The organism is Lentzea sp. NPDC054927, from assembly GCF_053610285.1.
Map to the genome: position 1 here is coordinate 25,715 of NZ_JBSGXZ010000023.1, position 14,247 is coordinate 39,961.

The 14,247-nt window shown below is 67.1% G+C and carries 13 protein-coding genes; 5 read left to right on the plus strand and 8 right to left on the minus strand.

What is annotated here, in order from left to right; translation table 11 throughout:
• Nucleotides 1-54: 54 nt before the first annotated feature.
• Together ACWGE0_RS26690 and ACWGE0_RS26695 are read right to left on the minus strand one after the other, a co-directional pair.
• Nucleotides 55-1,290, minus strand: coding sequence for a patatin-like phospholipase family protein (locus tag ACWGE0_RS26690; RefSeq protein ID WP_452263633.1), 1,236 nt, complete (start codon nt 1,288-1,290; stop codon nt 55-57).
• A gap of 93 nt (nt 1,291-1,383) precedes the next feature.
• A complete protein-coding gene (locus tag ACWGE0_RS26695) occupies nt 1,384-2,154 on the minus strand; it encodes an IclR family transcriptional regulator (RefSeq protein ID WP_452263634.1) in 771 nt (256 codons plus the stop codon).
• Between the two features lie 119 nt (nt 2,155-2,273).
• Here ACWGE0_RS26695 and ACWGE0_RS26700 point away from each other — a divergent pair, with 119 nt between their 5' ends.
• The 5 genes from ACWGE0_RS26700 to ACWGE0_RS26720 all read left to right on the plus strand — a co-directional run bounded on the left by ACWGE0_RS26700 (nt 2,274) and on the right by ACWGE0_RS26720 (nt 8,159).
• Nucleotides 2,274-2,594, plus strand: coding sequence for a bifunctional 3-phenylpropionate/cinnamic acid dioxygenase ferredoxin subunit (locus tag ACWGE0_RS26700; protein WP_452263635.1), 321 nt, complete (start codon nt 2,274-2,276; stop codon nt 2,592-2,594).
• Nucleotides 2,591-3,694: an NAD(P)/FAD-dependent oxidoreductase gene (locus ACWGE0_RS26705; RefSeq protein ID WP_452263636.1), complete on the plus strand. Its 1,104-nt coding sequence runs from the start codon at nt 2,591-2,593 to the stop codon at nt 3,692-3,694. The genes ACWGE0_RS26700 and ACWGE0_RS26705 overlap by 4 nt, the downstream gene beginning before the upstream one ends.
• Before the next feature lie 87 nt (nt 3,695-3,781).
• Nucleotides 3,782-5,212 (plus strand): aldehyde dehydrogenase family protein, encoded by a 1,431-nt coding sequence (locus tag ACWGE0_RS26710; RefSeq protein WP_452263637.1) that lies wholly within the window; start codon nt 3,782-3,784, stop codon nt 5,210-5,212.
• Nucleotides 5,209-6,681, plus strand: coding sequence for a GMC family oxidoreductase (locus ACWGE0_RS26715; RefSeq protein ID WP_452263638.1), 1,473 nt, complete (start codon nt 5,209-5,211; stop codon nt 6,679-6,681). The genes ACWGE0_RS26710 and ACWGE0_RS26715 overlap by 4 nt, the downstream gene beginning before the upstream one ends.
• The gene (locus ACWGE0_RS26720; RefSeq protein ID WP_452263639.1) at nt 6,681-8,159 is read left to right on the plus strand and encodes an APC family permease; all 1,479 of its coding nucleotides are present in this window, start codon (nt 6,681-6,683) and stop codon (nt 8,157-8,159) included. Before ACWGE0_RS26715 ends, ACWGE0_RS26720 begins: the two co-directional genes overlap by 1 nt.
• Here the strand turns inward: ACWGE0_RS26720 and ACWGE0_RS26725 are convergent.
• The 6 genes from ACWGE0_RS26725 to ACWGE0_RS26750 all read right to left on the minus strand — a co-directional run bounded on the left by ACWGE0_RS26725 (nt 8,139) and on the right by ACWGE0_RS26750 (nt 14,238).
• Nucleotides 8,139-9,686, minus strand: coding sequence for a helix-turn-helix domain-containing protein (locus tag ACWGE0_RS26725; RefSeq protein WP_452263640.1), 1,548 nt, complete (start codon nt 9,684-9,686; stop codon nt 8,139-8,141). The two genes, ACWGE0_RS26720 and ACWGE0_RS26725, sit on opposite strands and share 21 nt — an antisense overlap.
• Nucleotides 9,683-10,975, minus strand: a complete 1,293-nt coding sequence (locus ACWGE0_RS26730; protein ID WP_452263641.1) for an MFS transporter — start codon at nt 10,973-10,975, stop codon at nt 9,683-9,685. The genes ACWGE0_RS26725 and ACWGE0_RS26730 overlap by 4 nt, the downstream gene beginning before the upstream one ends.
• Before the next feature lie 10 nt (nt 10,976-10,985).
• Complete coding sequence (locus ACWGE0_RS26735; protein WP_452263642.1) at nt 10,986-11,717, minus strand: 3-hydroxybutyrate dehydrogenase; 732 nt, start codon at nt 11,715-11,717, stop codon at nt 10,986-10,988.
• Between the two features lie 297 nt (nt 11,718-12,014).
• Nucleotides 12,015-13,034 (minus strand): LCP family protein, encoded by a 1,020-nt coding sequence (locus tag ACWGE0_RS26740; protein ID WP_452263643.1) that lies wholly within the window; start codon nt 13,032-13,034, stop codon nt 12,015-12,017.
• 75 nt (nt 13,035-13,109) lie between these two features.
• Complete coding sequence (locus tag ACWGE0_RS26745) at nt 13,110-13,496, minus strand: DUF3037 domain-containing protein (protein WP_452263644.1); 387 nt, start codon at nt 13,494-13,496, stop codon at nt 13,110-13,112.
• Nucleotides 13,480-14,238, minus strand: a complete 759-nt coding sequence (locus tag ACWGE0_RS26750; RefSeq protein ID WP_452263645.1) for a HipA family kinase — start codon at nt 14,236-14,238, stop codon at nt 13,480-13,482. Before ACWGE0_RS26750 ends, ACWGE0_RS26745 begins: the two co-directional genes overlap by 17 nt.
• Between the last annotated feature and the right edge of the window lie 9 nt (nt 14,239-14,247).

The following is a 14,247-nucleotide window of genomic DNA, read 5'->3' on the forward strand; positions in this document are numbered from 1 at the left end:
CGGGCGTCCGAGGTGTGGAGCCCGTGCAAACCGGGCATCACGGGAGCTGTGGGCTCAGCGTCGTCCGAGAACGCGGCGTTTGCCGCTGCCCTTCAGCTCGGCCGCCACCCTGCCGTGGTCCATCCACTCCTGATGAGGCGCCTTGGCGTCCTGCCGGATCTTCACGAGCTCGGGGGCGTGGTCCAGCACGCCGGCGTTGGCGAGCAGGTAGCCGTGGTTCTGCAGGACGCACTGCTCTGCCGTGCTGAACCTGTCGAGATCGGTGCGCACACGGGAGATCACCTTGGTCACCAAGTTCTCGCGATATCCCTCCGGATCGGTCGGATAGTGCGCCGCGACGCTGCCGATGCCCCAATAGGCACCCTTGAAGTCGCCGCGGCCGTACCCGGACATGAGCCAGCGCTTGCGCACCGCCTCACCACCATCGCCGGAGATCTCGCTGTAGCGCATCAGCCGCTTGATCAGCCACGTGCGCCCGCGGGCCTGGAACACCGCTCCGCCGTCGGACACCAGCACGGTTTCATGGTCCTGCCAGACCGGTTCGAGCCCCATGTTGTCGTACACGCCGCCATCGCTGAGCGTCACCGCCTCGACCAGGGCATCCCGATCGTCGCCGTCGTACGGTTCCTCGTCCGCGTTCTCGATGAACTCGTGGGCGGACACGCCGACCGGCATCGGGTTGAACACCGGCGGGAAACACCCGGAGGCGGCGACCGCTTTCGCCAGCGGCCACCCCTCGCCAGGGCTCGCGTATCCGGCTCGGGAACTCCCCATGCGCCACGGGGTGTCGCCGGTACCCGAGTCGAAGATCCAGTTCTGGCCGAAGACCATGTCGGTGGCACAAAAGATCATCCGCGGGCGGTTCGGCAGGGAACCCAGCGTCCTGCCGGTCAGCCCGAGCCGTTGCTCGTACGCGGCGGCGAGCGCCTCGACGCCGGTGCTCCGATGCATCCACTTCCACGGCCGCAGTCTCTGCAGGATCGCCCTGGTCCGGATGTTGGCCGACATCAGTTCGAGGAAGGGCTCGGCCACCACCTTGTCCCAGTCCGGGATCGACTCGCCCGGCTCCGGCCAGTCCGCGACGCTGACCCGCAGGTGCGCCGCCAGGATCGATCCCCCGGAGACCGCCGAGATCGTGTCCACTCTGGACAGGACGCCGAGCTCGTTGAGCCGTCGCAGCGCACCCAGGTGGAACAGCGCCGCCCGATAGCCGCCTCCGGAGAGACACAGAGCTATGCCCCGTCGCTCAGCCGGAGGACGGCCGCGGTACTTGCGTTCACGAGCGTTCATGGCGGCACCTCGGGACCTTCTGCGAACAGCCGTACTGGTCCTTCGACTGCTGATGACGCAGAGTTACAGGTCTCACCCGAACGGCGCAGCGAATCAGCCCGCGAAATAGCCGAGCTGGGCCGAGAGATCAGCGGCCGCCGAGGACATCGTCGGCACGATCTGCTGCACCCGCTCGCGTGACAACCGGTACGACGGCCCGGAGGCGCTCATCGCCGCCACCACCTGGCCCCGGTGCCCGCGCACCGGGACGGCCACCGCGTGCAGCCCCAGTTCCAGTTCCTCGAAGCACGCCGCGAACCCCTGCGCCGCGACCTCCTCCAGTTCGGCCAGCAGCGTTCCGGCGTCCACCACGGTGTTCTCGGTGTACGAGTCGAGCGGCAAGGAAACCAAGCGCTTGCGTTCGTCCAGGTCCAGGTGGGCGAGCAGGATCTTGCCGGACGAGGTGGCGTGCAGGGGCGTGCGCTGGCCGATCCAGTTCACGGCCGACACGGCTGCGGAGCCGCGGGCCTGGGTGATGTTGATGGCCACGCCGGCGTCGTGCACGGCGATGTTGACGGTTTCGCCGAAGGAGTCCGCGAGCGTCTGGCACACGGGCTGGCCGAGCTTGGTCAGGTCCATGCGGCCGGTGGCGGCACCGGCCAGCCGGACGACGCCGAAACCGATGGCGTATTTGCCTCTTTCCCCGAGCTGCTCGACCAGGCCACGCGCTTCCAGCACGGAGACGAGTCTGGACACCGTGGACTTGTGCACACCCAGTTCACCTGCGATTTCGGTGATACCGGCCTCGCCTTGGGCCAGTAGTTCGAGCACGCTGATGGCTCTGTCGACGGACTGCACCTGAGCTGCCGAGTCGGAGTTGCTCATCGCGCAACAGTAACCGGCAGGCAAAACAACCTGCTGGCCTCTTGACGGCGGGTCGTTCGAGCCGCACATTGTGTTGCGTCATTCGGAACGCGTGCCGCGTAACGCAACGGAGGCCGACGATGATCCGCGCCTGCGCTCTCATGGACCTGCCCCCGGGAGAGGCGGTGCGCATCGTCGGCCCTCATGCGCCGATCGCCGTGTTCAACGCCGACGGTGTTCTGTATGCCGTCGACGACACGTGCACCCACCAGGACGCCTCGCTGAGCGAGGGATGGCTGGAGGGATGCTTCGTGGAGTGCCCTCTGCACGCCGCGAGCTTCGACCTTCGCACCGGCGAGCCGACTTGTCTGCCCGCCAAAAGACCGGTGAAGACCTATCCCGTCCGCGTGCAGGATGGAGAGGTCTATGTCGATGTCGAAGTGAACGAGGACGTGGCGTGAGGACGATCGCGATCATCGGCGCATCACTGGCCGGCTTGAGGTCGGCGCAGGCACTGCGCCGGCAGGGGTTCGACGGGCGGCTCGTCATCGTGGGCGACGAGGTGCATCTGCCCTATGACCGACCCCCTCTCTCGAAGGACTTCCTCCTCGGCAAGGTCGAGGCGGTGCCGCTCGCGGACCAGGAGGACCTCGACGCGCTCGACGCGGACTGGCGCCTCGGCGTGCAAGCCACCGGGCTGCTCTCTGCTCACGAACTGGCGCTCAGCGACGGCACCACAGTCGCGGCCGACGGCTTCGTCATCGCGACCGGCGGTATACCGCGGACAATCCCGAACACGCACGTCCTGCGCACCCTCGACGACGCCATCAAGCTCCGCGACGCGTTCGTCGACGCACAGCACGTCGGCGTCATCGGCGCGGGCTTCATCGGCGCGGAGATCGCGTCCAGTGCACGCGCGCTCGGCAAAGAGGTCACCGTCATCGAAGCGCTGCCGGCACCGCTCATGCGCGTGCTCGGCGCGGAGATGGGTGCCGCATGTGGACAGCTGCACGCCGACCACGGATCAACGTTGATTACCGGAGTCAATGTTGATTCAGTCAACGTTGATGGCGGAATCAACCTCGCGGACGGCCGTCATGTCAACGCCGACGTCGTCGTCGCGGGCGTGGGCGTGCGTCCGGCGACGGACTGGCTCGCCGGCGGACCGGTCAAGGTCGACAACGGCGTCGTGTGCGACGCGGGCGGCGTGACGAACCTGAAGAACGTCGTGGCCGTCGGCGACGTCGCGAACTGCGCCGGACATCGCGCCGAGCACTGGACGTCCGCGACCGAACAGGCGCAAATCGCCACCCGCAACTTGCTCGCGGGCGAGACCGTCGCAACGCACACCAACGGCGGTTACGTCTGGTCGGATCAGTATGGCGTGCGAATTCAGTTCATCGGGCGAGCGACGAACGACGTTCGCGTCGAAGATGGGTCCATCGAGGACAGGAAGTTCGTCGCGACCTATCGAGACGGTGACCACCCGGACGACATCGTTGGCATTGTGGCAATGAGCAACGCTCGACTTTTCACCCGACTGCGCAGGAACTTGAAGTAGAGACGGTCGTCACGGTTTACCGCCACCGGCGACCGGCTACACCCCAGTGTCCTACGTGGACACACGAAACAGGGAGGCGTGTCGCCGGTGCGGCAGATCATCAACCCCTTCGACCAGAGTGTTCTCACCGAGGTCGAGGACCAAACCCGCGAACAGGCCGTCCAGGCGATCGCGAAAGCGAGAAACGCCTTCGACCACGGCGACTGGCAGCACTCCAGCCCCGAGCACCGCGCCGCCGTGCTGAACCGCGTCGCGGACCTCCTGGAACGCGACAAGGAGGACATCGCCCGCACCGAGACGCTCGACACCGGCAAGACGGTGGTGGAGAGCCGCATCGACGTGGACGACGTCGTCTCCGTGTTCCGCTACTACGGCGGCCTCGCCGGCCTGCTGCACCCGAAGATCGTCCAGGGTGCGCCGCCGGACGTCATCAGCCGCGTCGATTACGAACCCGTCGGCGTCTGCGGCATGATCGCGCCCTGGAACTACCCGCTGCTGCAGGTGTCCTGGAAGATCGCCCCCGCCCTGCTCGCCGGCAACACGCTGGTGGCGAAGCCGAGCGAGATCACCCCGCTCACCACCATCAAGCTGTTCGAGCTGCTGCAGGAAGCAGGCCTGCCCGACGGAGTCGCGAACCTCGTCCTCGGCACGGGCCCGGAAGTCGGCGCGCCGTTGTCCGAACACCCGGACGTCGACCTGATCTCGTTCACCGGCAGCCTCGCGACCGGCCAGCGGATCATGGCGTCCGCGGCCAGGACGGTGAAGAAGGTCGCTCTCGAACTCGGTGGCAAGAACCCGAACATCGTCTTCGCGGACACCGACTTCGACACCGCCGTCGACTACGCGCTCACGGCGGCGTTCTTCCACGCGGGCCAGGTCTGCTCGTCCGGCACCAGGCTGATCGTGCACACGAGCATCTACGACGACTTCGTGAACGAGGTCGCGCGCCGGGCCGACAGGATCAAGCTGGGCAACGGTTTCGACGAGGACACCGAGTCCGGGCCGCTCGTCAGCGCCGAGCACCGCGCCAAGGTCGAGAGCTACGTCGAGATCGCCGAGCAGGAGGGCGCGACCCTCAAGGCCGGTGGCAGGCGTCCGGAAGAAGCCGAGCTGCAGAACGGTTTCTTCTTCCGCCCCACCGTTTACGCCGACTGCACCAGGGACATGAAGCTCGTCCGGGACGAGACGTTCGGCCCGATCATCACCGCCGAACGCTTCGAGACCGAGGAAGAGGCGATCGCGCTCGGCAACGACACCGAGTACGGCCTCGCGGGCGGTGTCTGGAGCCAGGACATCGACAAGGCGCAGCGCGTCGCGAAGAAGCTCCGCCACGGCACGGTCTGGATCAACGAGTTCGGTCCCTACCTGCCGCAGGCCGAATGGGGCGGCTTCAAGCGCTCCGGTGTCGGCCGTGAGCTCGGCACCGCCGGGCTGCACGAGTACACCGAACCCAAGCACGTCTACCAGAACCTCAAGCCCCAGGCCCAGAACTGGTTCGCGCGAAAGGACGACAAGTGACCGCGTACGACTACGTGATCGTCGGCGGCGGAACGGCGGGCTGTGTGCTCGCCGCGAGACTCACCGAAGACGAGAACGTCACGGTCGCGGTCATCGAGGGCGGGCCGTCCGACGTCGGTGACGAGAAGATCCTGGCTCTGCGCAACTGGATCAACCTGCTCGAGACCGAGTACGACTACGACTACCCGACGGTCGAGCAGCCGCGCGGCAACTCGCACATCCGGCACAGCCGCGCGAAGGTGCTCGGCGGGTGTTCCAGCCACAACACGCTGATCTCGTTCAACCCGCTGCCGCAGGACTTCGACGACTGGGGCCATGGCTGGACCTGGGACGCGCTCGGGCCGTACTACGACAAGGTCCAGCTCAACATCATCCCGGTGGAGGAGAAGGACCGGAACCCGATCGCCAAGGACTTCGTCGCCGCCACGCGCAAGGCCGTCGACGTCCCGGAGATCGAGGACTTCAACGCGCGGCCATTCGAGGACGGCGTTGGTTTCTTCTCCATCGCCTACCACCCGGAGAAGAACAACCAGCGGTCGTCGGCCAGCACCGCGTACCTGCACCCGATCCTCGACAGCCGCAAGAACCTGACGCTGCTGCTCAACACCTGGGCCGGCCGGATCGAGTTCGACGGCAACCGCGCGATCGGCGTGCACACCGACAAGGGCTACATCGAGGCCGACAAAGAGGTCCTCCTCTGCGCGGGCGCGATCGACACGCCGCGGCTGATGATGCTCTCGGGCATCGGCGACGCCGAGCACCTCAGCGGCATCGGCATCGAGCCGAAGCACGACCTGCCCGGCGTCGGCGAGAACCTGCTCGACCACCCGGAGTCGGTCATCGTCTGGGAGACCACGAAACCGTTGCCGGAGAACTCGGTGATGGACTCCGACGCCGGTCTGTTCATCCGGCGCGACGAGTCCGACCCTCGGCCGGACCTGATGTTCCACTTCTACCAGATCCCGTTCACCACCAACACGGAACGCCTCGGCTACCCGAAGGTGGAGCACGGGGTCTGCATGACGCCGAACATCCCCAGGCCGCACAGCAAGGGCAGGCTGTGGCTGAAGTCCAGCGACCCGGCGGAGAAGCCGGCGCTCGACTTCGGGTACTTCACCAACCCCGACGGCTACGACGAGCAGACCCTGGTCGACGGCTTCAAGATCGCACGCAAGATCGCCGAGCAGGAACCGCTGAAGTCGTGGCTCAAGCGGGAGGTCGCACCCGGCCCGGACGTCACGAGCGACGAGGCTCTGTCCGAGTACGGCCGCAGGGCGGCCCACACCGTCTACCACCCGGCGGGCACCTGCGCCATCGGGTCCGTTGTGGACGGTGACCTCAAAGTCATCGGACTCGAGGGCCTCCGGGTCGTCGACGCGTCCGTGTTCCCCACCATGCCGACGGTGAACCCCATGGTCACCGTCCTCATGATCGGAGAACGTGCCGCGGACCTGATCAGGGAGGCGTAGTGACCCAAGTCGATTCAACGCCGACAGCCGAGGACCGGCTCAAGGATCTCGGGTACACGTCGGAGTTCAAGCGGGACATGAGTCCCTGGGCGAACTTCTCGCTGGGCTTCACCTACCTCTCCCCCGTGGTCAGCACCTACACGTTGTTCGGCACGGCCCTGATGCTCGGCGGCCCGCCGATGATCTGGAGCTTCGTCGTCGCGGGCGTCGGCCAGTTCCTGGTCGCGCTGATCTTCGGCGAGCTCGTGGCGCAGTACCCGGTCGCGGGCGGCGTGTACCCCTGGGCACGCCGCCTGTGGGGTAAGCGCTGGGCGTGGATGACCGGCTGGGTGTACATGATCGCCCTGCTGGTCACCATCGCGTCCGTCAGCTACGGCGCGGGCCCTTACCTGGCCACGCTTCTCGGCTACACCGCGAACGTCGGCAACACCGTGCTGTGCGCGGTCGCGATCATCGTGGTGTCCACGCTGATCAACTACGCGGGCACCAAGGTGCTGAGCTGGGCGGCCATCTTCGGGTTCGCCGCGGAGATCGTCGGTGCGCTCGCGGTCGGCATCTGGCTGCTGGTGGACAACCGGATCCACGGTCTGGGCGTGCTCTTCGACAGCTTCGGTGCCGGCGGGTCGGGCAGCTATCTGCCCGCGTTCTTCGCGGCGGGCATCATCGGTCTCTACCAGTACTACGGCTTCGAGGCGTGCGGTGACACCGCGGAAGAGGTCAAGGACCCCGGTCGCGTCATCCCGAAGGCCATGCGCCGCACCATCTACATCGGCGGCGCGGCGGCCACGTTCGCCTGTCTGTCGCTGCTGCTCGCGGTGCCGGACTTCGGCAAGGTCATCAGCGGCGAGGACGCCGACCCGGTCACGAGCATTTTGACCAACGCGTTCGGCCCGGTCGGGTACAAGATCGTGATCGGCGTCGTGCTGATCTCGTTCCTGTCCTGCACGATGTCGCTCCAGGCCGCGGCCAGCAGGCTGACCTACTCCTACGCCCGCGACAAGATGATCTTCGGGCACAGGGCGCTCGCGAAGTTCAACCAGAAGCGCCACATCCCGCCGTACTCGCTGGCACTCGCGGGCATCATCCCGATGATCATCGTGTTCGCGTCCATGCTGTCCTCGGACGCGCTGGCCAAGATCGTGTCGTTCGCGACGCTCGGCATCTACCTGGGATTCCAGATGGTCGTGTTCGCAGCACTGCGAGCGCGGCTCAAGGGCTGGACGCCGTCCGGCGAGTTCACGCTCGGCCGCTGGGGCCTGGTCATCAACGTCCTGGCGCTCGCGTACGGCGTCGCGGCGATGGTCAACATGGTCTGGCCGCGCACCCCGGACGCACCCTGGTACGACAACTACGTCGTCATCCTGAGCGGTGCGCTCGTGGTCGGCATCGGCCTGGTCTACATGCTGATCGCCAAGCCGTTCGGCAACTCCGACGCACCCGCGGGAGATGCTGTTCTGCTAACCCAGCAAGCGAAGTAGGCGCAGGGCGAGCTGCACCTCCAGCACGCGGTCGGGCGACTGCCAGTCGCCGAGCAACGACGTGACTCTGTCGAGCCGTTGCGTGACCGTGTTGACGTGGAGGTGCAGCTCGGCTTTGGCGCGGCTCAGGTTCGCACCGCACCGGAAGTAGATCTCCAGCGTGTGCACCAGTTCCGTGCCGCGTTCGGAGTCGTAGTCGATCACCGGTCCCAGCACCGACCGCACGTAGCCGGACACGTTGGCGCGATCGCCCAGCAGCACCCCGACGAACCCCAGGTCGTCCATCGTCGCGGCGTCCTTCTCGCGCCCCAGCTGCCGCAACGCTCTCAGGCACCGCCGCGCTTCCTCGTACGCCGCCGCGATCGCCACCGGCCCCACGACAGGCCCGCACGCGCCCACCGTCGCGTCCAGCGCCTTCGCGACATCACGAGCAACGTCCGTGGAGGCAGAAGGCAACGCCAGCACGACATCGCGGTCACGCGATCCGGCCAGTCCTCTGTAGACCGATGCGTAATGCGTGGCAGCGGACAGATTTCCATCCGCCACGAGCACCACGTGCGGATCGGAAAGCTCGACGCCGACTCGCCGCGCCCGTGCCACCAGGCCCACCGGATCCCGTCCGTCCAGGATGTCGGTGATCAGCTCGCCGCGAACCTTGTTCTCCGCCTCGGCCACGGTTCGCCGCAGCAGCAACAACAACGCCGTCACGGCCGCCGACCGTTCGAACACCCGCCGGTCCGCGTCCGACAGATCGGGGCGACCGGCCAACGCGATCCCGCCGAGCAGCTCCGAGCCCGCCAGCACCGCGCACACCCACACGTCGTCGATCAGCACGGCCCGCCCGTTGGCCCGCACGACCAGCGACGGCACCGTCTCCAGCACCTCGACCGGTCCGCCGAGCAACTCCCCGACGGCCGCCGCCACCTCGGCCGAGGAACCACCGCGCAGCACCAGGTCCGTGAGCCGGTCGTGCGACTCCTCCGCCCGTTTCATGGCCTCGTTGTGCGACTGGATCGTCGCGAACAACGACGCCGTGTCGATCGCGATCGCCGCGTGGTCGGCCAGTGACGACAGCAGAGCGACTTCCTCCGGCGGGAACTCGCGCGAGGTCCGGTCGGCCGCGTACAGCACGCCGATGACCTTCGAGTCGAGCTTCAGCGGCACGCCCAGGATCGCCACCAGGCCTTCATCCTGCACCGCCGAGTCGATCGGCCGGGTGTGGTTGAACCGGGCGTCCGCGAAGTAGTCGGAGGTCGCGTACGGCCGGGCGGTCTGCGCCACCAGCCCGCCCAGGCCTTCTCCGAGCCCCAGCCGCACCTTCTGGAAGAGCGGCGAGAACGACCCGTCCGTCACCCTCATGTAGGTGCCGGCCGGGTCGTTCATCGACAGGTACGACACGTCGGTGCCGAGCAGCTTTCGGGCCCTGCGCACGATCGAGCGGAGAACCGCGTCCGGGTCGCGCATGCCCGCGAGCTCGGACGCGGTCTCGAACAACGCCGCCAGTTCGGCCTCACGCCGTCGTGTCACACCCCAACCCTGTCACGTTCCTCCAGATCCGCACCACGGGTCTCACGGGCGAATGCGATCGCGACCACGGTGATCACGCACGTGATCAACACGTACACCGCGATGGGGAACGAGGACTTGTACGCCTGCAACAACGCCGTCGCGATCAACGGGGCCAGCGCACCGGCCACGATCGACGCCAGCTGGTAGCCGACCGACGCACCCGAGTACCGCACCCGCGTCCCGAACAGTTCCGAGAAGAACGCCGCCTGCGGCCCGTACATCGCGCCGTGCAGCACCAGGCCGACCGTCGTCGCCAGCGTGATCAGCACCGGGTCCTTCGTGTCGAGCAACGCGAAGAACGCGAAGATCCACGCGGCCATGCCGACCGCACCGACCAGGTAGATCGACCGCCGCCCGAACCTGTCCGAGAGGTGGCCCCACACCGGGATCGTGACCAGGTGCACGGCCGACGCGATCAGCACCGCGTTGAGCCCCACCGACTTCGAGAGTCCGAGCCCGGTCACCACGTAGACCAGGATGAACGCCGTGATCACGTAGTACGACACGTTCTCCGCGAACCGCGCGCCCATCGCGATCAGCACCTCGCGCCAGTTGTGCTTCAGCAGCTCCAGCGCGGGCGCCTTCTCCTCGACCGGCTCCTTCGCCCGCTTCTCCTGGGCAGCCAGGAAGATCGGCGACTCGGACACCGTGAGCCGGATCCACAGCCCGATCACCACGAGCACACCGGAGAGCAGGAACGGGATTCGCCAGCCCCATGCGAGGAAGTCCGCGTCCGACTGCACGGCCGCCAGGATTGCCAGCACACCGGTCGCCAGCAGGTTCCCGCACGGCACACCGGCCTGCGGCCACGACGCCCAGAACCCTCGCCGCTTCGGATCACCGTGCTCCGACACGATGAGCACGGCCCCGCCCCACTCGCCACCGAGCGCGAAACCCTGCACCAGCCGCAACAACGTCAGCAGCACCGGCGCCAGCACGCCCACCGACGCGTACGTCGGCAGCACACCCATCAGCATCGTCGCGCCACCCATCAGCAGCAACGACAACACCAGCAACTTCTTGCGCCCCAACCGGTCGCCGAAGTGGCCGAACACCAGACCACCCAACGGCCGTGCCAGGAAACCGATCGCGTACGTCGTGAACGCGAGCAGCGTGCCGGTCAACGGGTCCGCGGTCGGGAAGAAGAGCTTGTTGAACACCAGAGCGGCTGCCGAGCCGTAGAGGAAGAAGTCGTACCACTCGACAGTTGTCCCGATGAGCGATGCGCCTACCACTTTCTTGATCATCGACAACTCCTCATTGAGCAGTCCAGCCGCCGTCGACGGCCAACGACGTGCCTGTGACAAAACTGTTGTCGCACAACCACAGCACGGCGTCGGCAACCTCGGAAGGCTCGATCAGCCGTTTGATGGCGGTGCGCTGCAGGAAGATCTGCGACGAGACCTCGTCCTCGGAGATCTCGTGAACACGGGCCTGGTCCGCGATCTGCTTCTCCACCAACGGAGTCCGCACGTAACCGGGCGCCACGCAGTTCGAAGTCACGCCATGAGGCGCGCCTTCGAGAGCCGCGACCTTGGAGAACCCCTCCAGGCCGTGCTTCGCGGCGACGTAGGCGGATTTGAACGCGGACGCGCGCATCCCGTGCACGCTGGAGATGTGGATCAGCCGGCCCCAGCCGCGCGAGTACATGTGCGGCAGCACGTGCCGGGACAGCCGGAACGCCGCCCCCAGCATCAGCTCGACCATCGCCGAGAAGCGCTCGGCGGGGAACTCGTGGATGGGCGCGACGTGCTGCACGCCGGCGTTGTTGACCAGGACGTCGATCTCGGCCGGCAAGGCGGCGACCGAACCGGTCAGGTCGAGCACGTGCCCGACACCGCCGAGCTCTTCAGCGAACGACAGGACCTGGGGATCGAGGTCGACCAGATGAACCTTGGCACCCGACGACGCCAGCGCGCGGGCGCAGGCCAGGCCGATGCCGCTCGCAGCTCCGGTGACCAGCGCGGTGTGACCCGTGACACTCGACATGTCCGGAAACGGTAGGCGTCACGTGGCGTGATCGACATGTGGCAGACCCACATAGTGCCTGGTCACAAGGTGGCTTTAGCCAACATTTAGCGTCGCTGAGGCATATCGGGCCAGAAGAACGGGTACAGGGGCGTAAGCTCCCGTCACCTGAACGGGGGAAGATCAGCTAGAGGGGGCAACACCATGTCAACGACGCCTATTTACGACGACCTCCTGCGCGAGCTCGAAGGCATCGCGCAGGAGGCCGGTTTGACCAGCTCGGAGCCCACACCCGAGCCCGTCAAGTCGTAGGAACCGCTACTTCGGAGGGGCGATCAGTTCGGCCGGCACCGGCTCGTCCTTGCTGATCAGGTCGAAGAGCTGTGAGGCCTTCTCCTTGTTCCACTGCACGACCGAGCCCGCACCGGGCACCGTCGGCGTGGAGCCCACCGGCACTGTGCCGCTGGTCGCGTCGCTCATGTTCAGGGCAACGCTGGCCAGATGCCACACGTGGTCGTCGGTGTTCACCGAGACCGACCCGGAAGCCGCGCTCATCAGCGGGACGACGCGGAACGGGTTCGCGAGCGTGGCCGGGCTCTTGACCTTCTCGAACAACGCCGACAGGAACTTGCGCTGGTTCTGCACGCGCTGCAGGTCGGCGGTCGCGAACGCACGGGTCCGCACGAACCCGAGCGCCTTCGGTCCGTCGAGCTCCTGGCAGCCCGCGGGCAGGTCGATGCCGGCCAGCGGGTCCTTGATCGGCTCGTCGATGCAGATGTCCACGCCGCCGACCGCGTCGACCATGTCGGAGAACCCGCCGAAGCCGATCTCCATGTAGTGGTCGATCCGCACGCCGGTGGCGCCCTCGACGGTCTTCACGAGCAGCTGCGGCCCGCCGAACGCGTAGGCCGCGTTGACCTTGTTGCGGCCGTTGCCCTCGATCGCGACGTAGGAGTCACGCGGAATCGACAGCAGCACCGGCTTGGCGGCGCTGTTGTCCGGCAGGTGCAGCATCATGATGGTGTCGGTGCGCCGACCGGCCGCGTCGCCGGTGGCGAGCGCGTCCTTCTGCTCCTGCGTCAGACCCTCGCGGGCGTCCGAACCGACGAGCAGCCAGGTGGTGCCTGGAGTCTCGGCAGGCCGGCCCTCGTACTCGGACAGCGCGTCGATCCGCGTCAACGTCGAGTCGACGTAGAACCCGAATCCGACGGCACCCAGCACGATGACGAGCAGCAACACCAGAATGACGCGTCCAGGACGCCTCTTCTTCTTCATCGGCCGCTGCGGCGGCATGGGACGCCGCGGCTGCTGGTAGCCGTGGTGATACCCAGCGCTCATGTGTCGCCAACCCCGATCGCTTTAGATTCGCTTTGCAACTAGGGACGCGATGCGTCCGTTCAGGTTGCGACGAACCTACCGGGGCGGCAGCACCAGCGCTTCGAAGAGCCGGGTGACCTCGGCCGCCGGGTCGTCGGTGAAACCCGTATGCGCAGGTGAGGTCTGCACGATGGTGCTGCGGGGCGCCGTCAGCCAGCGGAAGCGTTGTCCAACCGTTGTCTTGCTCACCGGACCGGCGTCCTGAGTGCCGTCGCAGGAGTTCGTGAGGTGCTTCAGCGATGTTTCCAGCGTCTCGACGTCCAGTTGCGGGTCCAGCGCACGCAACCGCTCACCGTCCACATAGGTCTTCGCGCACAGGAAGTCCAACGGGGCGCAGTAGACGATGACGCCGACGTTCATGAACTCGCCCCGCTCCTGCCGCGGCACCGCCCGCAGCAGCGCGTACTCAAACACGTGCGGCACGCGCGGCCTCCAGCGAGTCGACCCAGCCGCGGTTGGCGAGGCGGTAGGTGAAGAAGTCCAGGTAGCGCTGCCGCAGCTCGGCCGGATCGCCTTCCAGCCACTCGTCGGGCACCAGTGCCAGCACCTCGCCGAGCAGCTCCGGCGTGATCCGGTCCGCCATCTCCGCGTCCACTTCGGACACCGAAGCCGCGTTCGACAGCATCGCGTGGTCCGAGGCCTCGTACTTGTATTCCTTGGTGGCCGGGCGTTCCTGGCTCCACGAGTAGTGGAAGTACAGCGCCGCGCCGTGGTCGATCAGCCACGGTTCCCGGTGCCACAGCAGCATGTTCGGGTTGCGCCAGCTGCGGTCCACGTTGAGCACCAACGCGTCGAACCACAGCAGCTTCGTCGCGAGCTCGACACCGGGGTCGCGGACGATCGGGTTGAAGTCGAACGAGCCGGGCAGGTAGTCGAAGCCGATGTTGAGGCCGCCGCTGGCCCGCAGCAGTTCCTGGACCTCCTGGTCGGGTTCCGCGCGCGCCAGTTCGGGGTCGAGGTGCACGAGCACGATCTCGGGTATCCGGAAGCCCAGCCGCCGCGCCAGCTCGCCGACGACGATCTCGGCGACGAGCACCTTCACGCCCTGCCCCGCGCCGCGGAACTTCACCACGTACATACCCAGGTCGTCGGCCTCGACCAGCCCCGGCATCGACCCGCCCTCGCGGAACGGCGTCACGTACCGGGTGGCCGTGACCTCCCTCAACGAACTCCC